At 58.4% G+C, this 21,668-nt stretch carries 19 protein-coding genes and 1 pseudogene; 7 read left to right on the top strand and 13 right to left on the bottom strand.

Going from position 1 to position 21,668, the window contains the following annotated elements:
* Positions 1 to 31: 31 nt before the first annotated feature.
* The 8 genes and pseudogenes from EXE48_RS18825 to EXE48_RS14190 form a co-directional block, all read right to left on the bottom strand.
* Positions 32 to 184, bottom strand: coding sequence for a hypothetical protein (locus EXE48_RS18825; protein WP_179231132.1), 153 nt, complete (start codon positions 182 to 184; stop codon positions 32 to 34).
* 320 nt (positions 185 to 504) lie between these two features.
* Positions 505 to 707, bottom strand: a pseudogene (locus EXE48_RS19145) (IS5/IS1182 family transposase); the annotation flags it as partial.
* Between the two features lie 37 nt (positions 708 to 744).
* Positions 745 to 1,254, bottom strand: a complete 510-nt coding sequence (locus tag EXE48_RS14215) for a universal stress protein (RefSeq protein WP_137711862.1) — start codon at positions 1,252 to 1,254, stop codon at positions 745 to 747.
* A 163-nt stretch (positions 1,255 to 1,417) separates the two neighbouring features.
* The gene (locus EXE48_RS14210) at positions 1,418 to 3,715 is read right to left on the bottom strand and encodes a PAS domain S-box protein (protein WP_137711861.1); all 2,298 of its coding nucleotides are present in this window, start codon (positions 3,713 to 3,715) and stop codon (positions 1,418 to 1,420) included.
* A 68-nt stretch (positions 3,716 to 3,783) separates the two neighbouring features.
* Complete coding sequence (locus tag EXE48_RS14205) at positions 3,784 to 5,580, bottom strand: methyl-accepting chemotaxis protein (RefSeq protein WP_137711860.1); 1,797 nt, start codon at positions 5,578 to 5,580, stop codon at positions 3,784 to 3,786.
* Positions 5,581 to 5,646: 66 nt separating this feature from the next.
* On the bottom strand, positions 5,647 to 6,531 hold the full coding sequence (locus tag EXE48_RS14200; RefSeq protein WP_137711859.1) for an IS1595 family transposase: 885 nt from the start codon (positions 6,529 to 6,531) through the stop codon (positions 5,647 to 5,649).
* 36 nt (positions 6,532 to 6,567) lie between these two features.
* On the bottom strand, positions 6,568 to 6,969 hold the full coding sequence (locus tag EXE48_RS14195; RefSeq protein WP_137711858.1) for a hypothetical protein: 402 nt from the start codon (positions 6,967 to 6,969) through the stop codon (positions 6,568 to 6,570).
* 258 nt (positions 6,970 to 7,227) lie between these two features.
* Complete coding sequence (locus EXE48_RS14190; protein WP_137711857.1) at positions 7,228 to 10,998, bottom strand: PAS domain S-box protein; 3,771 nt, start codon at positions 10,996 to 10,998, stop codon at positions 7,228 to 7,230.
* Between the two features lie 340 nt (positions 10,999 to 11,338).
* Here EXE48_RS14190 and EXE48_RS19455 point away from each other — a divergent pair, with 340 nt between their 5' ends.
* A complete protein-coding gene (locus tag EXE48_RS19455) occupies positions 11,339 to 11,575 on the top strand; it encodes a hypothetical protein (RefSeq protein WP_443984492.1) in 237 nt (78 codons plus the stop codon).
* On the opposite strand, the gene EXE48_RS19450 is transcribed toward EXE48_RS19455, so the two are convergent.
* Positions 11,570 to 11,707, bottom strand: coding sequence for a recombinase family protein (locus tag EXE48_RS19450; RefSeq protein ID WP_137711855.1), 138 nt, complete (start codon positions 11,705 to 11,707; stop codon positions 11,570 to 11,572). The genes EXE48_RS19455 and EXE48_RS19450 overlap by 6 nt on opposite strands.
* 1,212 nt (positions 11,708 to 12,919) lie before the next feature.
* Here EXE48_RS19450 and EXE48_RS14175 point away from each other — a divergent pair.
* The 5 genes from EXE48_RS14175 to EXE48_RS14155 all read left to right on the top strand — a co-directional run bounded on the left by EXE48_RS14175 (position 12,920) and on the right by EXE48_RS14155 (position 16,738).
* A complete protein-coding gene (locus EXE48_RS14175; RefSeq protein ID WP_137711854.1) occupies positions 12,920 to 13,270 on the top strand; it encodes an ArsR/SmtB family transcription factor in 351 nt (116 codons plus the stop codon).
* A complete protein-coding gene (locus EXE48_RS14170) occupies positions 13,267 to 13,602 on the top strand; it encodes a DUF7521 family protein (RefSeq protein WP_137711853.1) in 336 nt (111 codons plus the stop codon). Before EXE48_RS14175 ends, EXE48_RS14170 begins: the two co-directional genes overlap by 4 nt.
* Positions 13,599 to 13,871, top strand: a complete 273-nt coding sequence (locus EXE48_RS14165) for a DUF7521 family protein (protein ID WP_137707441.1) — start codon at positions 13,599 to 13,601, stop codon at positions 13,869 to 13,871. The genes EXE48_RS14170 and EXE48_RS14165 overlap by 4 nt, the downstream gene beginning before the upstream one ends.
* A 410-nt stretch (positions 13,872 to 14,281) precedes the next feature.
* A complete protein-coding gene (locus EXE48_RS14160; protein ID WP_137711852.1) occupies positions 14,282 to 15,223 on the top strand; it encodes a hypothetical protein in 942 nt (313 codons plus the stop codon).
* A 114-nt stretch (positions 15,224 to 15,337) separates the two neighbouring features.
* Entirely contained in the window at positions 15,338 to 16,738 is a 1,401-nt protein-coding gene (locus tag EXE48_RS14155) for an alpha/beta hydrolase (RefSeq protein ID WP_137711851.1), read from the top strand.
* 7 nt (positions 16,739 to 16,745) lie between these two features.
* On the opposite strand, the gene EXE48_RS14150 is transcribed toward EXE48_RS14155, so the two are convergent.
* The 3 genes from EXE48_RS14150 to EXE48_RS14140 all read right to left on the bottom strand — a co-directional run bounded on the left by EXE48_RS14150 (position 16,746) and on the right by EXE48_RS14140 (position 18,988).
* Positions 16,746 to 17,636, bottom strand: a complete 891-nt coding sequence (locus tag EXE48_RS14150) for a DUF7351 domain-containing protein (RefSeq protein WP_137711850.1) — start codon at positions 17,634 to 17,636, stop codon at positions 16,746 to 16,748.
* 87 nt (positions 17,637 to 17,723) lie between these two features.
* Positions 17,724 to 18,140 (bottom strand): DUF1648 domain-containing protein, encoded by a 417-nt coding sequence (locus tag EXE48_RS14145; protein ID WP_137711849.1) that lies wholly within the window; start codon positions 18,138 to 18,140, stop codon positions 17,724 to 17,726.
* 326 nt (positions 18,141 to 18,466) lie between these two features.
* Positions 18,467 to 18,988, bottom strand: a complete 522-nt coding sequence (locus tag EXE48_RS14140) for a hypothetical protein (RefSeq protein ID WP_137711848.1) — start codon at positions 18,986 to 18,988, stop codon at positions 18,467 to 18,469.
* A 313-nt stretch (positions 18,989 to 19,301) separates the two neighbouring features.
* On the opposite strand from EXE48_RS14140, the gene EXE48_RS14135 reads away from it, so the two are divergent.
* Positions 19,302 to 20,525, top strand: coding sequence for an outer membrane protein assembly factor BamB family protein (locus tag EXE48_RS14135; protein WP_137711847.1), 1,224 nt, complete (start codon positions 19,302 to 19,304; stop codon positions 20,523 to 20,525).
* A gap of 69 nt (positions 20,526 to 20,594) precedes the next feature.
* Here the strand turns inward: EXE48_RS14135 and EXE48_RS14130 are convergent, their stop codons facing one another.
* Positions 20,595 to 21,410: a hypothetical protein gene (locus tag EXE48_RS14130; protein WP_137711846.1), complete on the bottom strand. Its 816-nt coding sequence runs from the start codon at positions 21,408 to 21,410 to the stop codon at positions 20,595 to 20,597.
* Between the last annotated feature and the right edge of the window lie 258 nt (positions 21,411 to 21,668).

Genomic DNA, 21,668 nt, shown 5'->3' with positions numbered 1-21,668 from the left:
GCCCTTCGACTTCCGGATCCACGCGAGCGCCTTACTCATCGACCACTGTCACCTCTAGGGAGCTCCCCGATTTGACCTTCCAGTCGAGCCGCTTCCCGTCGAGTTCCATCGCCTCTGCGAGCCCCTTCGGCACCGTCACTTTGTACTGGCCGTTTGCTCCTTGGCTGACTCGCGTTTTTGCCATCGTTGTATAGGGCTACATTCAGGCCTATACTTAGTTCTAATGTGGGTGTTCAGAAAACCCCCGTTTTCTGTACGACTGCCTACTCAGATGAAATAGAAGGCTCTACTGAAATGCTGTGTTGAATAGTGGTCATTAATCCGCGGTGGGAAGGTACCTATATTGAAACCACCAGCTTCAGCCGGTAACGAGCCAACTCACATTCTAACCACCTCAGCCAATACCGCTATTCAACAGAGCATACTGAAATACTTTATAACGGACACGAACTCCGTGCTGAATACAGAGTGCGGGCTGTGTTTAGACGTGTAAGATTACGGGACTCAGAGCCTTACTGCCCGTTTGGGGTTCCGGACGGCTGCCTTTAGACAATCTCACAAAACTGCCCAAACCACGTTCTAGCCCGGGTTGTTGAGTCGAATTGTTTGCGAAGTGAGAAGGATATTGCTTCGACGATTGTCCGCCGGTGGTAGACATCATCGTCAATCCGCGCGCTATGTGCCGTATCGAGCGAATAGAACTCACGAACAATTGAAATTATCTAGTGCTGATGGGTGTAGCGTTCACTCAGAGAGATAGAAGTCCGACTTCGGGTTTTTGACCGGCGAGGCACTTTGTAGCTTGGCAATTTTAGCAGGACTCCGATCTCGAACGATGACAACATCATAGGTCTCATCTGCAGCAACACTTGGCCCTACGCTGCTCACCGATGAAACGAAACGACCGGCATTCTCACTACCGAGGAAGACCATGGAAGCGTCCTCTTCCCGTGACACTTTGCGTAGATGTTTTGATATAGAGCCAGATGGTGCATAGCGATCTACAACTTTATGCCGGAAATCAGCACTTGGAGATAAATCAACAACTTTTTTATGCAATATTGATACAACAGTTTCCAGATCAAATTGTTCATTTTGTGTAATCCAGTCGCGTTCTCTAGCATAATCGGTGTTCCCTTTTGGAATCACACTTACAGCAACCACATTTTCTTCAAACACCTTCCCGAACTCAGTTGCGCGGACAAGTGCTGCTTCAGCGAGGTCAGACCCATCAAACGGAACTACTAATGTCATATGGTTTAACCATCATAGTTGCTACCGAGGTTCTTGTGCCTTAGCGTCCTTTTATTGATAAAATAGGACATTGAGGCACCATTCAACTCCAGACCGTTTTCCACTAGCGCTACACGGAATTCTACTACCGTGTTCTGGTCCGAAGGAAGGAGATCTGCCGGAGTCATGAGATTTCATCACCATCGCTGTTATTTTCACTTTGTACTCGGTTAGAATATATGCCACCAGTGACACCAGTAATCTCGAAGCGGGCACCACCAGTCTCACTCTTGGTAGCCTTGATACTCCACCCGTGAGCACTGACAATCTGCTCAACGATGCTCAGCCCGAATCCGGTTCCCGATTTGGCGGTTGAATACCCGGCCTCAAAGATCTGACTGCGATCCTCTTCAGGGATTCCTGGTCCATCATCTTCTATGTAAAAGCCATCATCCAACTTGCCGACAGTTACGGTAACATCTGGGCCGCCGTGTTCGACTGCGTTTCGAATCAGATTCTCGAATACCTGTTTCAGGCGATCCGCATCCCCTTGAATCAGGACTTTCTTATCAATCTTGACCGCGAGAGAGGCATTCGTTGTCTCAACAGTGGTCCAACAGTTCTCTACTAGTGGCACAAGTTCGATCGATTCGAAGTTTGTGATCGTTTCTCCCTGTCGAGCCAGTGTTAGCAGATCATCGATAAGCGCCTCCATTCGATCGAGTGCGCTCTCAACGTGTGCTAACTCCTCACTCTCACACTCGTCTTTGGCAAGCTGAAGCCGTCCTTCAGCTACATTGAGTGGATTACGAAGATCGTGGGAGACGACGCTTGCGAACTCGTTGAGCCGGTCATTCTGGCGTTGTAGCTCTTGAGTATGCTTTTTCTGGTCAGTAACGTCTCGCTGCGTGCCAAGATACCGGATAAGATCGCCCTCGTCGTCGTAGACCGGCTCGACGCTTAGTTCGTTCCAGAACGGGGTTCCGTCTTTCCGGTAGTTGCAAATCTCGACAGTAATTGGTTCTTCGTTGTCAATCGCCTCCCGCAACCGAGCCAGAGTTTCGGGGTCGGTGTCCTCGCCCTGTAGGAACCGACAGTTCCGTCCAAGCGCCTCGGATTTTGTATATCCCGTGAGGTCTTCGAACGCCTCGTTGACGTACACCATCGGGTTGTCTTCTTTGTGCGGATCAGTCAGGGTGAGTGCCGAATGAGCGTTGTCGATTGCCGTCTGGAGTACCTCCAGTTCGCGCTCGGCAGTTCGTTGCTCGGTGATGTCAGCATTAACTGCGACGAATCCGGTGGTCTCCCCGGACTCGTCGGTCACCGGGGCAATCGTCTGATCGATGATGTAGCTTTCACCGTCTTTTCGCAGGTTAGTGACCTCGCCATGCCAAACGTCGCCGTCGAGAATAGTTTCCCACAGATCCTCGTAGAACGCTTGTTCGTGTTCTCCAGACCGGAGCATAGCTGGGGTCTCTCCGATCGCTTCCTCGGCCGTGTACCCAGTTATTTCCTCGAATGCCGGATTGACTCGGTTGATCACACCATCTTGATCCGTACAATAAACCCCGTGGCCCGAGGATTCGACGGCGCGCCGAAACTCCCGGAGTCGCTGTTCGCGTTCTTTACGCTCGGTGATATCTTTGAACAGCGAGAGGACGGAGACGACATCACCCTCCTCGTCGGTTATGATTCGGTTGTGATACTCACAGACGATATGTTCCCCGTCTTTGCGGACGTTTTCATCGATGCTGTGATACCCACCCTCGGCAGCTGCCAGCGCGTCGGTCACCTTGTTGACGTTCTCGTGGCTGTCGTCAGTAACAAGTTTCTTCCACGTTTCCCCGCGAAGTTCCGCCTCGCTGTAGCCGAGTATGTCCTCGCCTGTCTCGTTCAGGCGGACAATATTCATTTCGCTATCGTGTTCGATGATACCGAGCGGCGATTGTTCGATGAGCAGCGAGAGCCGTTCCCGGCTCGCTTCGAGTGTACGCTGGGCGTGATCCTGCTCGACCACGTTCGTGATCCGATTTGCGAGGATACGGTACTGTTCTGTTCCGGTTTCCTTTTGTAGGTAATCAGTCACACCGTTGGAGATCGCCTTGCTTGCGACTTCCTCTGATCCCCTCCCGGTAAACAGGATAAACGGCAGGTCCGGATTCGTCTCGCGTACCTGTTTGAGCAACTCGATACCGTTGTAACCGGGCATGTCATGGTCAGAAACGATACAGTCGACGGTATTAGCCTGTAGATACCCGAGCGCGTCCTCCCCGGACCCCGCAGTATGAATCGAGAACACATCGTTTTCGCGCTCAAGAAAGGTCTTGGACAGATCCAGTAGGCTCTCGTCATCATCAACGAGGAGGACATCGATCTGGGTGAGGCCGTCGGTGACACTCGTGTACGAGGCAGCAATACCCCCGTTCTTTCGTGGTTCGCTGTGGTTTTCGGCGTCGGATTGTATTGTGTTTGTGTCGGTCATTCTCGGGTACCGTGTGCTGTGTTAGTATACTGTCTCAGTGGTCGTTCCACGGAGTGAATACTCACTATTCATCGGTCGCCACTTCGTGTCGATGGGTGATTCTCGCCACCGTCGGTCGCACTGACGGCCCCAGTTGAGGGTGATTTCGTTGCTGAAGCCGAATCGGCCGCTTCTGTGGTGTCGAGGTCGAACGTAGCGACCTGCTCACGGAGCGTCTTCGTCGCCGTCGCAAGTTGCTCAGTCGTCGACGTGTCGGAGAGTCGTGAGAGATTTTCGGCGGTGTCCGCGACCTCCGAGAGCGACGCGGTTTGCTCCTCGGTTGCCGCCGAAACGGTACTTGCCTCGGCCGCGGTCTGTTCACTCACGCCCGCAACCTCCTCGACGGTCGATACGACTTCCTCGGTCGAGGCGGCTTGGTCATCCGTGGCACCACTAATCTCCTGTACGCCGGATTCGGCTTCGGCAACTGCCTCTGCGATTTCGTCGAACATGTCTATCGCCTCCTCGATGGTTTCGGAGCCACGGTCGACGCGCTCGGTCATCGTCTCCATTCCCTCGACCGTCTCGGTCGTCGTCGACTGGACGTCGTCGATCTGGGCTTCGATCTCGGTCGTAGCCTGACCGACCTCCTCGGCGAGCGTTTTTATTTCGTCCGCGACGACGGCAAATCCTTCGCCGGCCTCCCCGGCGCGGGCTGCTTCGATCGAGGCGTTCAGCGCGAGGAGGTTCGTCTGCTCGGCGATTTCGGTGATGAGGTCGACGATCTCGTTGATCTCGGCGATCTTGTCATCCAGCGTTTCGACCTGCGAGGCGGCTTCGTCAGCTCGCGACTCGATCGCGGCGATCTCTTCGGTCGCGTCGGAGGCGGACTGTTGACCGACCTGAGTTCGCTCGACGGCGCTTCGTGTCGTGGCAGCCACTTCTTCGGCCGAGGAGGCGATCTCCTCGACGGTCGCCGAGATATCGTTCATCTCGCCAGCCACGCTCTGGAGATCCTCGTTCTGTTCGTCGGCTCCGGCGCTAATTTCCTCGACCGATCCGGCGACATCCTCGCTCGCCTGTTGGATCTCTTCGACGGAAGTGGCGACCTCGTCGCTCGCCTCGTCGAGTTTGCTTGCGGTGGTTGCCGTCTCCTCGCTCGCTTCCGCCACCTCGTCGATGGTTCTCTGGACCGTCACGAGGCTCTCGTTAAGTTTGACAATTCCCGCGTCGAGCGAGACCAGTATCTGACCGTAGTTACCGGGCTTGTCGGTGTCGATCGACTGATCGAGCCGACCGTTCTGGAGGTTCTCGCTCGCCGCTCGGATCTCTTCGAATCCGTCGACTACTTGGTTGGCACCGCGGTCCAGGTTGGTCATGATATCACCGTATCGGCCGGGAAAGTCGATGTCTCGCTCGCGAGTCTGTAGATCGTCATCGCCGGTTGCCAGGTTGTTACTGAACGTGTCGATCTCGTTGAAAACCGCACGCAGGTCAGTCTGCATCGATTTGAACGCGTCGATCATGCGACCGATCTCGTCGTCTTCGACGTGGTCGTTGGGCTCCACCTCAAAATTCCCCTCACGGGCAGCGACAGCCGCCTCCGAGAGCTGGTTGATCGGCGTCGAAATCCGCCGGGCCACGAAGAGACCAATCATAACGGCAGCGATGAATGCGGCGACCGTGACCCCCGCGGCTTCAACCTGTGCGGTCCGTGTCGTCTGCTCGGCGGACAGCACCGCCTGCTGTAGGTCAGCTTCGACGATCTCCTCGAACTCACGCGTTGCAGACTCTATCTCATCGATAAGGGCCAATGCCTCCTCGGCTTTCCGTTCGGCACGTTCTTCGTTACCGGCTTCCTGTGCCTCGAAGTACTCGGCAGCCACCGTGTTGAACTCGTCGTGGAGCGACCGAATCTCGTTGACGCTCTTGTGAAGTACATTGTTGGTGAGTCAGAGAACTTCTCGAATAATCTGTTTCAGTGCTTCTCGTCCCGGTTTGCGGAGGATTCGTCGCCGAAGTTGGAACGGTCTGAGATACGCTGTCAGTTTGTCCTTTGAGACGCCTCGATGGGGCGAGAGCCACCGTCGCGCCAGCGACGCGTGGCTCTCGCACGTGTTCACGTGTGTGTCTCCATCAACGTACTCGCCGTCACCGTGAATCACTGATTCTCGGTGGAAGCTCTCGTCATCGTCGAGTGGATCGTAGGCTCGAAATCCATCAGTATAGACAGTCAGCGACTCCTTCTCGTGGTTGTCGAGAAGTAGTCGCACCGTCGCTTTATCGGCTGATTTCGCTGGGACGACGTATCGCTGGCCGCTGCCGCGATCAACGAGCGTGAACACTGGCGGTTTGTCCCCCCCATACGTTCCTCGTCCGCGTTTCGAGAGGGCACGCGAGCGCGACCAAGAGTCGCGCTCGCGGCCTTTCTTCCCGGCAGAGACGTAGAACTCGTCGATCTCAACCGGACCAACGAGGTTGATGGCTGGCGCGTCGAGCGTTCTGGCGAACTGCTCGACGCGCCGGCGAAGCGAGCGATACGAAACATCAATTTCAGCGTCTAGCTGGCGGATACTTGTGTTGAACCGGAGGAACGAGTAGAACGCGAACAGGAGCTTGTCGAGGCCGATCTTCGCGTGCGCGAAGATCGTGCCGGTCTTGTCGTTGAACGTGCGGTCGCAATCCTTACAGAGATACCGTTGGTACTCTCGATAGCTGCCGTGTTTGATCACCGATTCAGACCGGCAGCGCGGGCAACAGAGGCCCTCGCGCCAGCGAACCTGCTCCAGCAGGTTCGCGGCGCTCGCCTCTGAGCTCAGCAATTCAAATGGGAACATTGCGTTCGGGTGACGCGTTCGCGTCACCCTTGCCCGCTACGCTTTCACAGCGACAGCTCTACCTGACCAACAATCTGCTTCGGAAGAGCGCTCGTTGAACTGTGCTGTTTCCTCCTCGTTCAAGTCGTGAGATTCGAGTACCGCAACCCCCTTCTCGTTGTAGTGTTCGTTCGCTTCATTCAGCATGGCTTGTGCCTCTTGTTGGCCCAGCTGCGCGCGAAGTATCGCTCCTTTCTGTCTCTCAACCGCGTATATGATCTCTGATGCAGCGTCCAATTCCTCGGTATCTTCAGCGACCACGGCCGCGTCGGCACCGACGGCATCAACCCCGAGGTATCCGATCCCACCCGCGACCCCCGCGAACAGCGCGACGATCACGAACGCGAGTAGTATCTTCGGTCGCAGGTCAATACTGCTTAACTTGATCTTGTCGATCATTTACATAGAGTTCCATCATTACCACATTTATAATTGTTAAGAGCAAAATATACGTTATGATAACTAAATTCCTCTAAAATACTAATGTAAATATCTCTGCTCGGTGTTGCTTGGGGCCAGATATAGTTCAATTTGCGTTCCATACGCGCGTACTCGCGATACGATAATCAAACAACAGGTTCAGATAGAAAGCAGTCCTGCTACTTGTGGTTCATATGTGAACTTCACAGTCTGACCGAGTGACAGCGAGCCGTCCGGTCACTCGAATTTGGCGTTCCGGGGCCGTATCGGCGAGCTCCCGATTCCCTCTAGAAGTTCCTCAAATACCGCTTGCTCTGCCTTCCGAAGGTGTTGGTGGAATGCGGCGTTCGAGAACCCGAACATCTCCGCCACGTCTCCGCCGCTTGCACGTCGGGGTGAACTGAAGTATCCACACCGATACGCAGTTTCGACGACTTCGCGCTGCCGTTGGGTGAGCGCCTCCAGAACGCCTCCAGACACTCGTTCGTCCGGTTCGGAGTGCGAATGTAATTCCCGCTTGCCGAGTAGCTGTGTGCCGTCGTGCTGTGAGATGATCCGCTTCACCGTCCGTCGGGTGTCAGTCGTTTTCGGCACTTCGACCGCCACCCGACAGCGGGCGTCGTCAGCCACTAGTTCGCGGATCATGTATCCCGTATCGGACGGCATCGACCCGATAAGCGACCGTGACATCAGCAACCGAACCAGCGTGTCATCTGCCCGCTCGAACAACTGACAGTCTTCCACCCACCCGAGCTGTTCGACCTCTTGGTGAACCCGCTCGACCGCCTCGTCTGAAACGCTGATGAACACCAGTGACGCCTCCCCAGGCTGTGAAACCACTCCCTCAAGTCCAACCTCACAACCGAGCAGTGACGCGATCTGACAGAACGGCTGTGTAGGATCGCGAACCTCGAACTCCAGCAACAGCGTCCGGTCGGCCTGTAGGACCGCTGCTTGCTCGCTTGCAAACGTCGCATGCGCGACCAGACCGCAGAGCTCCTCCAGAACGGACCGCAGGCCATCAGGGAAGCTCGAACCGTGCCGACTGTACACGCTGAGCACTCCGTATACGGAATCCTCATAGATTATGGGGATACTCACAACTGATCGAAGTCCTCGTTCGATCGCCATCGCCTGCCAGTCGCCATTTTGAATTCCAGTCGCCGTGTTAGCATTAACACACGTTTTGCGGGATCGAGCGGCCTCCACAGTGGGCTCCGGGTCGCTGTCACTATCCAAAGAGAAAGACACGTTGTCGAGGTATCCGTCCCCTACACCAGCCTGTGCCTGCGGCACCACGGTGTTCGTTTCGAGATCGATGCGACCGAGCCAGGCGAACTCTATCGGGTCGAACTCGATGAGTCGCTCACAGACCGATCGTTCGAGTTCCGCCCGTGTGTCCGCCTGAACGACCTCGTGGGTGATATCGCGTATCCGTTGGTTAAGTGACTCAACCTCCCGCAGTTCCTGGCGTTGTTCGCGAAGCTCTTGTTCTCGTTCGGTGCCATTAATTGCTGCTTCGACTGTGGACCCAAGCGTTTGCATTAAGCTAAACATCCACTCATTGAGCGCATCTGGTCGGGTATCACCGACGAGAAGTACACCTCGATCGGCTACCGGAACGATCAGCTCGCTCCGTAACGCCCGGTCAAACGTATACTCCGCCTCGTGGGCATGTAAGTCATTGATAAACACAGTTCGTTCGTCGGTAAACGCACCCCACTCGGCCCCGACTCCGGGTTCGAAGATAGGGAGTTCGTCAATCCGCTCGCCCAATTCAGTCGAGATAACGCTGGTAACCGGCTCGAACGCCCACCCGTCTTCATCGAAGGAATAGAATGCGACCGTAGATACGTCTAGCAAGTCAGCTGCCATCTGTACCGCCCTCCGCTTGATTTCTTGTTTGTCCTTGACGTCGAACAACTCGTGAATTGCGTCGTTGAGTGTCGCCAGCCGACGCTGGTGCTCGATCTGGGAACTGATTTCACGGAACGAATGAAACACGAGCTCCGCACCCTCCAACTCAACTGTTCGAGTACTAAGTTCAACTGGGACCTTCTCACCCTCCTCGGTGACGACGTGGATCGGTGACCCGTCGGGAAGTGTCCGCCACCTTCCACTCTGTTCTCGTGACTGCTTGAACAGAACCTCGTACCCCTCCTCTCTTTCAGTGGGGTGAATAGTTGCCTGCTGTCGACCGATAACTTCGTCGGAAGGCCGGCCAAGCATTTCCCCGGCAGCTTGGTTCGCACTGCGGATTTCTTCTGTCTCGGGATCCACGGTAATGATCGGATCGGGTGCAAGCTCCAGCAGCGTCCGGTACCGTTTTTCCGCTTGTTGTCTTGCCTTTTGATGCTCCTTTCGTTTGGATACATCTCGAAAGTAGATAGCGATTCCATCGTCATCGTTGGGATACGCCTGTACGTCAAACCATCCGTCGAGCGTCGGGTAATACTCGACGAACGAGACCGGCTCCCTCGTCTCCATCACCTCGCGGTACTTCGTTTCGAAAGGTGTTCCTCGTGCGTCCTCGAACACCTCCCAGAAGGGTTGACCGAGCAGCTCAGCTTCGGAACGATTCACCAGCGCTCCGCCCTGACCGCTAACGAACGTACACTGCCACTCGGCGTCCAACTCGATAATGCCGTCCGTTACCCGCTCGATCACTTCCTGCCGTTTGCGTTGTTGTTCCTTCTGTTCAGTGATATCCCGTGCGGTCACCACAATGTCGTCCAGTGTGTGATCTTCGGCGGGAATGCGGGTACGACTCTCCAACCAGATCCAGCCTCCGTCTTTAGTCTGGGCGCGATACTCTTTCAATCGGGCGACATCCTCGCCAGCAATACTCTGGAATCGTTCTCTGATCCGGTCGCGGTCATCAGGATGAACATAGTCGAATCCTGAATCACCGATTCGTTCTTCAGCGTCGTATCCAAGCATGTCACTGACCGCCGGACTGTCGTACCGTATTACCCCGTCCTCGTCTAAAACTGTGACAAGATCAGGGGCGCTTTCGAGATACAGTTTGTAGCGTTCGATCCTCGATTCACGTTCTTTGCGTTCCGTGATGTCCGTCGCCGTGCCGACCCACTCGACGATTTCGCCGTCCTCCACTATCGGTACTGCGCTTGAATCTACCCACCCAATGGTTCCATCGGCGCGGGTAATGCTGTGTTGTAATTCGAACGGGCTCTGTGTCTTGATCGCTTCGTTGATTGCCTCGCCGACACGCTCTCGGTCATCTTCCGGGATATACTCTTGCCACGTGTTGGGAGGGTCGTCAGTGATGAAATTTTCTCCCGCGAGTTGGTATATTTCCGACCAATCTGGGCTTATTCGATAGACTCCCTCTGTGGTGGCTTCCAACAACGCTTCAAGCCGTTTTTCACCCTCACCTAGCGTGTTATCAGGATGTTTACGTTCGGTAACATCATCAAAAAGAACAGCAACGGTGTGCTCTGTCGGGTCACCAATCCGGAACGCATTAATCTCGCACCACTGTTCACCGAGATACTCTGTATATTCTGTGAACTGAATAGGATCGCCCGTCTGTGCGACGACACCGTATTTTTCGATTCGGTTGTCGTTGTGGTTTACGTCCAACTCGCGTATCCGTTTACCCACGGTATCTCGCAAGCCAGTAAGTTCATCGAACGCGGGGTTCGTTTCGAGGAATCGGTAATCGACTGGTTGCTCGTCAGCGTCGAACAGTACTTCGATAACACAGAGTCCTTTGTTGATCGACTCGAACAGTTTCTGGTACGTTTCCTCGGTATTCCGTTCGTTCTTGCTGTCTCCCTCCACTGGTCGCCACCAGACACGACCACGGGCACCGACTTTCTTTGTCTCCAACACACCATCCTCGACGAACGTCTCAAGTCTGTTGTAGACTGTTCGGTCGGTACACTCGAATGTTGTGGCGACCTCAGTCGTCGCAAACGGCGTTCCAGGCGGCCCAAGCGCCTCAAACACCTCCCGAACCTCTGAGAGAGTTGGAACTGAACTCATATATTGTGCTGTTCGTGAAGACACATAGTATTTCACTCAACGGAAAGGACATCATATGCCACAGTATGTGTCTCATTGTACTGGCCGCGTGAACCGCCTCGGGGTCAAGCCCCGAGGCACTCGGCCTGTTCCGCCTGTAGATTCGTTCATGAGGAGTATGGTGTCAGTATGTTGTAGTGCCGCGGACTCTCATCAGACTGTCTTTCGATGCCTCGCGCAACGAAAATACGCTCAGTGGCCGGCGTATGAGTCGACACCGCTGTACGGCCGAACATCGCTTGCTGGACCAGAATCAGATATTCGGACAGCCTCGGATGTATGGTTCAACCACGATTATTGTTTGCTGGAGCTCCCCGTCGTCGACGTGAATCTTCAGGCCAACGTCGAGGGCCTCGACGCCAGTGTCATGTTCCAAGCAGTGTTAGATGAACTCGTGAATCTCAGTCGGACCGAGCCGAGAAAGTCGACTGATTTCGTGAACGACCACGAGATCGAACCGTCCCGTCTCGACGTCATCAAGGAGTTGGTTGTACACCTCGCGAGTGTCGGTGTCGGCGGCGCCGGAGACGACCTATAGATACTTCTCAATGTCTGCCATACCGAGACGCTCCAGGTGTTCACGCGCTTCGTCGAGCTGCCGGGATACGTCTTGGTCCGATGTCGAGACCCGGGCGTAGATCGCCGCGGCAGTGGATCCGTTCTCGCTCATGTTTTCGAGGACACACCACTAAATTAAACAAGAGGGGGTTACCGCGGTCCTATGTAAACCACTACCTTCTCGACGAATCTTGAGATCAGCTGTCCAATACTGAGGGATAGTGAAACAGCAGTATATATTTATGATTTGGCAGGTCAATCAGTACAAGATACAGAGGATAGATACAGCACGACGGTCTGCGGCGGTAATCGGTGGGACACTTCCGCTGCCGAACGCATACGTGTCTCGCGGGTTTATTATTGGACGGGGTCTCTATCGGCGACTGGCTCGGAAGACCGTGTAAGAAAGTGGAACGCAGCCCCTGCTCCAGCGACTGCGATGCCAGCCCCGGTCAGTACGCTGTCCCCGTCTATTCCTGTTTGAATACCGATACTCGTGAGCAACGCGCCGAGAGCGATGACTGAGCCAAAACAGGCGAGTAACACACCCGCTACGATGTAGACGTGTGTTCTGTTCATGTGCCATGTACGTCAGATAACATGATAACTATATCTATGGACAGTCGGTCTAGTCGACAGCACTCTAATTGATGCTCAGTATTGACGCTCTGACCGCTGCTCTATCATGCGTGGCTAATCTTTGCTGTGTGTTCAGCAGTAACCCGACGAGCCACTTAATTTAGGCACCGAGCGAGACACTCAACTGTGTGTAGATTTCCCCCGACGAGGCCATGTTTCACTTCGATGCGTCGTCCAGTCCGAACCGACCGCATAGCGAATAGGCGATGGCCACGAAGCCAAGCATCTCCGAGTCGTTCGTCACTGCGACGAAGTAGCTCGGGTAGGTCGGTGAATAGCGAGAGGAACAGCAAGAGGACCGATGGCACGGCGGTCAAGAGGACCATGCCGGTCGCGGGGTAGAGCATCAGTGGGTATGTATTGCGCCCGTAGCCCTGGTACGCCTTCCGCGGGATGACGAGCCAAAGAAGCGCTGAGTGGAGGAGCGCTGACATGCCCGGGGAGCCACTCCTCGTCGCCGCGCTCGGCCTGCTTGCGCTCGTCGTCTCGCTACAGTCCTGAACGCCTCGCGCGGGGGTTCGGATTTCTAACCGCGTTAGTACTCCAGCACGCCGATCTCTGGACGTGTGAGGGACGGGCCGATTCGTCAAATGAACAAACCGGCGTCAGGGTTCATGTACCCTGCCTCTCCACGTACAGACGTGCGCTGCCCCCTCGAACCGACTCCCAGCCGATACGCCGTCTGATGGACGAAGCAGACAGGCTCGCGGCGGTCGCAGAACTGCTGGCCGACCCGTACGCGAGGAACATCCTCGCCGCAGCGAGCGAGGAGGCCGTGGACGCAGCCATGCTCGCCGAGCGATTGGATGCCGACCCCTCTACGGTCTACCGGCGGCTGGAGGCGCTGGAAGAACACGACCTCGTCCGTAGCCGTGTTAGACCTCGGCGCGACGGCCACCATTACAACGTCTACCGGACACGACTCCGCCGCGTGACGGTCAAGCTCGAAAATGGGGAGTACCAGGTCGACATCGAGCGCGAGACGCCAACCGATCCGGCCGACCGGCTGACCGACCTGTTCGAGGAGATACGATGATAGCCCAGACCACCGCCGAGACGTTGTTGCTCCCCCCGTTCGTGACCGTCGCATTGTTCCTGCTTACGGTGCCGCTGGGGCTGGCGGTGGGATACCTCGCATTTCGTGGCCTCAGGCGGGGTCGGCGGCGGGTGGCCCGAGCGCTCGCGCTTGGTCTCATCGTGTTGACCGCGGGCGATGCGCTACTGGGCGCCACCGTGAGCGTCGGCGAGACGACGCTTCTCGCCAGCGGCGGTCCATTGCTGCGCGTCGTCATCCAGTGTCTGGGGTTGCTACTGATCCTGTACGCCATCTACGCCCCCCGTGGGAGCGAGAGAGGTGAAGACACGTGACGGCTACCGTCGACCCGCTCCTCGTTCCGGCGAGCCTGTTCGTGGCCGCCCTGAGCGTCATCGTCGTCGCGCAGTGCTACCGGGGGTACATCCGCAACGGGAGTCGGCCCCTCCTGTTCCTTGGGGCTGGGGTCGCGCTGGTGACGCTCCCGTCGCTCCTCCTCTATCCGGTGTCAGTAGCACTCGGTATCCCCGCGTACGTCGACGTAGCCGTCGTGTCACAGCTCTTCGGCCTGCTATTGTTACTCTACGCGTTCACACGCGCATGAACGGCTACCACCGTCGTAGACCCCTCAGCGACCGACGGACCGTGACGAGGCCAGCAGCTTGGATAACGGTGAAACTTCCCGGCAACGGATCTATGATGAGGAGTGACAGTCCGACGGAAGGAAGAGAGCGATGAGTGTGGGTGGAGTCTGGTCACGCTTGCGACGGAGACCACACCCACCTCGATGAACTCGACGGGCTACCCGCCGTCTTCTATTCGACGTGGTCGCTGGTCTGCTTGCTCGTGCCGAAGCCGTCTTCGCATCTGCGAGCCGTCGGTGCGAGAATCTGAGTGTCTGCTCAAGACGTAGCGAGCCGTTTGAGACGTGGCGGGTGACATAATTGTTTCGACGACTCGGCGCCCGAGCAGTCTGTTATCGGGGTCTTTGGTAATTCCTGACCGATTCGAGCTGTGAACTCAACGATACTCACCCAGCGCCCGGCGTTGACCGCGGCGGTGGGGTACATCTGTCTACACGTCGTGCTCGTCTTCGGATCCGTAGCAGTCGCCGACGGTGATACCGGTTCTCTGGTAGCAGCCGGGGGCCTCTCCATCGTGTACTATCTGCTGATCACCGCCTTCGGAATGGTTTTGCTCGCGGTCACCGCAGCCTCGCTCTCTCGGGGGTGGTTGATTGGGGGGTTCACGACCGTGGTGGCGCTCGTCGCTATGAGATACGTGTTCGGGACTGCTGCGGGCATCCTCACCATTATGGCGTTGTTCGCCATCGTCTTCCTACCGTACGTCGTCGCCGCAAGCATCCTCGCCCGACTGCTTGTGAGCCGGTTCGGGGGTGACCGACTCGGCGGCCTGCCCACACACCACCTCACGCGAACAGGAATGTTCGTGGCCAGCGTCTTTCTCGTCGCGATGGTCGGTGGGTCGGTGCTCGCCGTGGCAGCCGCGCCACCCGCGGTCCCGGCCGAGGACTGGCCAGCCGACCGGCAATTGAACTACCTCGAACGGACCGACCAGCGCGATCGGGAAACCGGCGCCGTGGTCGACCGGCGCCGCGACTACCAGCGGGCCGAGCGCGTCCTCTCGCTTCTCACGGCAGGGAAAGCAGACGCCCCCGAGGAGTGGCTTGACGCCGCCATCGTGCTTCACCACGGAACCTGTCCAGAGCATTTCGAACTGGCGAACCGACTCGCGGTGGCAGCAAACGAGTCAGCCGCGGTGACCGCGACCGACTGGGTCCGTCTCACATACGACCGCTGGCAGGTGTCGATGGGTGAGCCACAACGCTACAGTACGCAAACTGGGACCCGGCCGATAAACGCGGCTTGTCATCCGCCGGTGCCGGCTGAGCTGAACGTCTCCGCGCCGCTTGCTGGGGTGAGTGATGCTGTGTGAACGGCGATTGCTCACCGTACTGTACGTGATTACAGGGTACAGATTAGTAGCGTCCAACCCACAGTCTGGTATGAACCGTCCCCGACACTACCGTTCTCACCGGAGGAATCACCGATGACCGACCGTGAGCCGCGTCATCGACGTCGTCAATTCCTCCGGATCGCCGCTTCGGGCGTTGCTCTTGGCCTCGCCGGATGTAGTGAAAACGGCCAGCCCGCGTCGACACCAAACGAGACCGAGACTGAGACGCCCGAACGGACCCTGACAGACGCCGAGCTCCGCAACGCTGCGCTCGGGTTCACTGAGCAACTCGCCGCCGGGGAGTACGAGGCCGCCCGCGAGGTGTTCGCGCCGAGCGTCGCTGAACAGGTAAGTGCCGCTGCTCTCGAGGCGACCTGGGCTGACCTCCAGCGGGCCAACGGCCCGTACGTCGAGATCGAAAGGACAGAACGAGTGACCGTCCAGTCATTTGCGGCCGTCGTCGTGACCGTCCGGTTCGCACAGGCTCGGCAGGGGTTGCGGCTGGTGTTCGACGACGAGGGGCGTGTGGTTGGCTTCCAGTTGGTCGCTCCTGCGAGTGCTGAATGGACGCCGCCGTCGTACGTCGACCAGAGCGCGTTCGAGACGCGCGAGGTGTCCGTCCGTGGCCCGGGTAGCTGCGCCCTTCCGGGCGAGTTGACAGTTCCCGGAGACGGTGGTCCGGCCCCAGCTAGTTTCGTTCTGCTGGGCGGGTCGGGACCGACAGACCTGAACGGGACGCTCGGCCCGAACCAGCCGTACCGCGATCTGGCATACGGGCTGGGGACGGCCGGGAACGCCTCTCTTCGCTATACGAAACGGACTGCTGCCTGCGAGGTCGACCCGGCAACACTGACAATCGACGAAGAATACACCGACGATGCGGTGGCAGCCATCGAGATGCTCCGGTCACAGGACGGCGCTGACACAGACCGGACAGTGGTCGTCGGCCACAGTCTCGGTGCGAAACTAGCACCGCGCGTCGCAGCCCGAACCGACGGTGTGGCGGGGGTAGTCATGCTTGCCCCACCTGGGCGATCGCTCCACGAATTGCTTGTCGAACAAACGCGCTACCTCATCGAGCTTGACGGGAGCGTCTCGGACGGGGAACAGGCGCGTCTTGACGCCGTCACCGCTGCCGCCGACCGCGTCGACCGACTCGATATCGACGACGACGAGGTGGTACTGGGGGCAGGTCAGGCCTACTGGGAGAGTCTACAGGCGTACGATGCTTTCGAGACGGCCCGGTCGCTCGACGTGCCGATGCTCGTGTGCCACGGTGGCCGTGACTACCAGGTGACGACAGCCGACATCGACGCGTGGCGCGACGCACTCGCCGACGACCCAAACGCCCGATTCGAGACGTACCCGGACCTGAACCACCTGTTTCTCTCCGGTTCGGGACCGGCCTCGCCCGCCGAATACCGGACCGCGGGTCACGTTGCCGAGCAGGTGGTTGCCGATATCGACGTGTGGCTCGAAGCGCGGTGGGGCTGAAGCGTGGCTACCCGTCCTCGATCGACACCGTCGCGGTCCCGTCCATCTCCACCGTGAACGGTCGCTCGCCGACTTCGAACACGAGACGGAGCACGACTTCGCCGGGGTCGGCCGACGGGTCGCCGTCGACAAGCGTTGGGGGCGACGCGGGCAGGTCCAGCAGCTCCCACGGTGGCAGGTCCAGGAGGTCGAATCCGGCCATCCGGAGGCGCGCTCGGACGTCCCAGTCTGCGACGGCCCACGCGACCAGCGGGCTCCCGTAGACCATCGCACAGGCGGTACACCGCGCGGTCGCGTGGTAGGCGCCGGCGGCCTCGTCGACGGTCTGGAGCCCCCACTCGACCGGCTGGTGACACCGGGCACAGACGCCGGTGGCGGTCGTCTCGAGGTCCGAGAACATCCGCCGGGTCGCCTCGCGAATCGCGTGGTCGACACCCCGTTCCAGCGCGGCTGCCGGGAGGCCGACCTCGCGGAAGCCGTGGCCCGAATCGCAGGCGAACTCGACGCCGCCGGTGGTCGCACGGGCCTCGATGTCCCCGCCACAGATCACGCAGTCGTGGTCGGTCTCCTGTGTGACCGTCTCCCCGGGGGCGAGCGTCCCCGCGTGGAGGACGCTCGCGACCTGGGTGCCGGCGTCGGTCAGGACGTAGCCCGCCTCGGTGTGGGTGACGAACCGGTCCTGGAGGCGGTTGAGGTGGTACGCGAAGTTACCGGAGTCCTCGACGCCGGCGAGGCGACGGAGTTCGGCGAATCCGACTGCCGGGTCGGTCAGCCCCTCGGCCTGCCGGCGGCTCAGCGCCAAGACGGCCCTGAGCCGCGTCTCGTTGGCCAGTATCTCAACGGTCGCCGTCGCGGCTGCCGGGTCGAGCGTCGCTCCGGGTGGCTCACCGTCACGCATCGTGGCCCCTGCTGAACGCCCCGCCCCGACTTTTCCCTCCGTGTCCCATACCTGTATCGAGGACGCGAACGACAAAACCACGTGGGCTCAGACGACACCCTCGCTCGCGATACGCTCGGCGTACGTGGCCGCGAGAACGGCGATGACGGCCGGCGCGACGACGACCAAGGGGTTCACCGATACCCCGAGGTTGAGCGCGACCAACGCGACCTGTAGGTAGGAGACGCTGGCGACCACGGCGAGGCCGGTCGTCGACCGGAGTTCAGGGTCGCGCCCCGGCAGGAGCCCGCCGCCACGCAGGTACGCGAACGCGAGCAGGGCACACGCGGGCGTCAAAAAGACACCCGGAACGGCCGGGAGGACGGTGCTGGGCGAGCCGTCGGCCGCCCACTGAACGGCCACCTCGGCCGGGAGGGTTGGGAGCGCGACCAGTCCGACGATGACGGAGAGTGCGATGGCAGCCAGCGACCCCACGTCGGCCGGCCGGAAGGCATCGAGCTTCATAACCGGGAACGGCAGCGGGCGGTGAAAAGTCGTTCCTGTAATCGGGTACAGGAGCAAACTCAAGGGGCGTCATCGCGCCTGTAGACACGTCTCGACGGCACGTCGGAGCCGCAGCTCTCGTGGGTCGTCCCAGACGTGTGTCCACATCTGGTTCGAGGCGTAAGCAAACCCCAGTTCCCGGTCGGGATCGGTAAAGGCGAACGAACCCCCGGGACCCAGGGCACCGATCGCTGCCTCGCTCCCGAACGCGAAGCCCTCGGACGACTCCCCACCACACCAAATTTTCCCAACAGCGCTGGGACGGAACGGCCACTGGCGATGGAGGTTCAATCACCGGACGTGGGGGTGCCACAGGCCATCTCCGTCGAGACGGTTTGTACCGTTGGTTCAGGGTCGCGAAGGTCGAACGTCGTCGTCGAGTAGTTACAGTCGAACGACGACGCGGCGAGCGCCTCGGTGAGTATGGCCTCGCTCCCGACGACGGAGACGGTGAGGCTGTAGTTCCCGACGTGGTCGATCTCGCCGAGGACCGTCGTGTTTGGGAACGAGCGGAACGTCCCCTTGTAGACCGTCACGCCGTCGCGGGCGACAGTGAGGGTGACGTTCCGCGTCGTGTCCCCGTCGTTCACGAGGCGGACGATGTGCGGGGGTTCGTCCGGACCGAGCGTGTCGTTCGCGCCGTCGAAGTCGAGTGGTGGTTCGTCCGAGGTCGCACCGGTGGTGGGAGCGCCGGTGGTCGGGGAACGAGTCGGGTCGGAGCTGTCACTTGGGGCAGCAGGACCCGTCGCCACACACCCGGCCAGCAGGGCGACGAAGAGGAGGGCCAGCGTCAACGGTGTTCGGGACATGGTTACACTGAGTGGGATAGCGATATAGCCTTCGTGTACCCTCAAACAACGGTTTGATACGTGGACTGGCGGCACTACAGCCCCTAGCGGCCAATCTACCCTGACTGGCTCTGTTGAAATCCTTAATTAATAACATGATTTAGCGACCGTGCTGAATAGAGCGCGCGAATGCGGCACGTCGCAGTGACGAAATCAGGATAGATCGATTCGGACGGTACAGGTGGTTCACGAATCGATCAGCAGAGTGTTTAGATACCCTGTCTTTCCCGTCTCACAGACAAGGCATATACCGGACCGATCAAAATTCTGCTATATGTCCTCTCACTCAAGACGCGGTGCCCTCCGCGGCAGTCTCGTTACAGCGACGGCGTGTCTTGCGGGATGTGTATTCTCTCGCGGCGAGGAAGACGGAGATAATGAGCGCGGACGAACGCTTCACGAGTCGGATGTCACTCTTAGCTCGACAGCCTCGTGGCCAAGTTACAGGCGTGATGCTCGCAACACCGGGTACGATTCCAGTGTTTCGGGCCCGAGAGATGATGCTACAGTCGCTTGGCGGTACAGTGCTCTTACAGAGGCGGAGTCAGGCGTCGTTGTTGACGGCGGTCACGTGTATGCCGGTGGATTAGTCCTTGACGGAGAAACTGGCCAGCAGATTGGCGGGGAGTGGAATGGCCACACGACTACTCCAACCGTCGCCGACGGGACCGTTTTTGTCCCCACGTTTGACCTTGAGGGACGAGACGCCGAGACCGGCGAGCTCAATTGGACGTTCGAGCCAGACTCACAGTCCGGTGGACTGGGAGGAGTGACCGTCGCTGACGGGACCGCATACGTTCTGGGGAAACTGGGGCCATCCGGACGGCCACCTATTTATGCGGTCGATGGGACGACGGGTGAAGAGGAGTGGCGGTGGACTCCCGACGGCGACGAGATCGGTTCAATTCGATCGCCGCTCGCAGTCGCCGACGACACCGTCTATCTTCTTGATGAAGGTGGCACAGCGTGTGCTATCGACAGCGAAACGGGCGAGGAGAAGTGGCGACAGCCCACGTTTGTCAGAACATCCAGTTCCCCGGTCGTCGTCGATGGAATGATGTATTTCGGCTCAGAAGACAGCGAAGCGACTGCGCTCCGTGCCGAAGATGGGGAACCACAATGGCGTACCAGACTCAGTCACGAGTCGGAAGAAACCGTCGCAGTCACGCCCGATTCGGTCTTCGCAACCGGTGACGGTACCGTGACACGTCTCTCAACGGCCGACGGAACGATCGAGTGGGAGCGGCAGTTTGACGGTGTCGGCCAGCTCGGCTCACCGACAGTCGCTGGTGACACCGTCTACGTGGGGTCTCGAAGCGACGGAACGGTCCTCGCTCTCGCAACGGGTGACGGAACCGAAAACTGGCGCGTCGAGACGCGGAGCGTCTATTTCGGAGACTACACTCGGAGCGGAGTCGTCGACGGGCCAGCCGTAGTCGATGGCGTCGCATACGTTGCGACAGAACCCGGCGAAGTGTACGCAATTACAGAGCGGTGACCAGTCCGAAGAGCAGTTAGCGACGAACGGTGTCCAGAACTGAATTGCCGTTGTGAACTGATGGCCCGACTATTCGATTTCTAGCCGCCAGACGCCGTCAGCCTCGATTTCGAGCCATGAAATACCGGCCGGATCTGCACGCGCCTCGCCGGAGAACTCGCCGATCTGGTTGAACACGACTTCGTCTGGAGTTCCACCGCTGGCGTCCTCGTTGTAGACCTCGACGACGAAATTCCCGCCGTCAGACTCGTGCTCGCCAATGAACGTCGTCGTCTCCGCAAGCTCAATCGGTCCGACTACTGCGTGTCCGTCGCCACTGGCACTGACGCTTGGGGTCCGAATTTCTTCTGGTGGCGCAAATGGCTGCCCAACTGTCATCGACCAGTTCTTTTCAGTTGCAACGGCGAAGTTGTAGTCTCCACGATCAGCTGCGAAACAGGCGGCTCCAGCCGTGTCAGAACTTTTGACTACAAGCCCCCCTACTGACCCGTCTGTCTCGACAATAAAGTCATCTTCACCATCGTGTTCAAACGCGACAACCGTGAATCCCGATCGAAGTGGAACGGCCTCTATGCCCGCCGAGGCGTCGCTAGTGAACGTCTTACTCTGCGGATCGAACAACGGATTGTCAGTGTCAAGCGTGTCTCTGATATTCAACAGCGTACTCGCATCTGAGCGCTCTGTTTCATCGTCCAAATTCCGCTCCCGTACCGTCTCACCCTCAGTCTCCGACTCGTTAGGCTCCTCACTATTATCCGGATCGGACTCGCTCGGTTCCCCAGCGGTGTTCGCATCCCCACAGCCAGCGAGTGCGGCTAATCCCGACACCGATAGCCCAAGTATGGCTCGGCGATCAAGGCAACGCGTCTGCGGTCGACCAGTCATTATAATCTGTTCTGGCACCTGAATCATAAGGGCTGTGGGCCTTCTACACGTTCTCCTTTCGTGCTACGTTCCAGCAACTCTGCTGAATACAGCGCGCGAGTCGGCCTCCGAATTTCCTGTTAACAAGCCACAAATATAAGAAAATTTATGGTAGCGTGTACCCTCTACTGTTTGATTATGTATTCAGAGAGACGCAACAACCACCGAAATACTGTGCCACATACGACCGTCAGCCGTCGGTCACTACTCGCAGCGAGC

Origin of the sequence: Halorubrum sp. ASP1, from assembly GCF_005435135.1 — an archaeon.
Lineage (GTDB): Archaea > Halobacteriota > Halobacteria > Halobacteriales > Haloferacaceae > Halorubrum > Halorubrum tropicale.
This window is presented reverse-complemented; position numbering and strand designations above follow the sequence as displayed.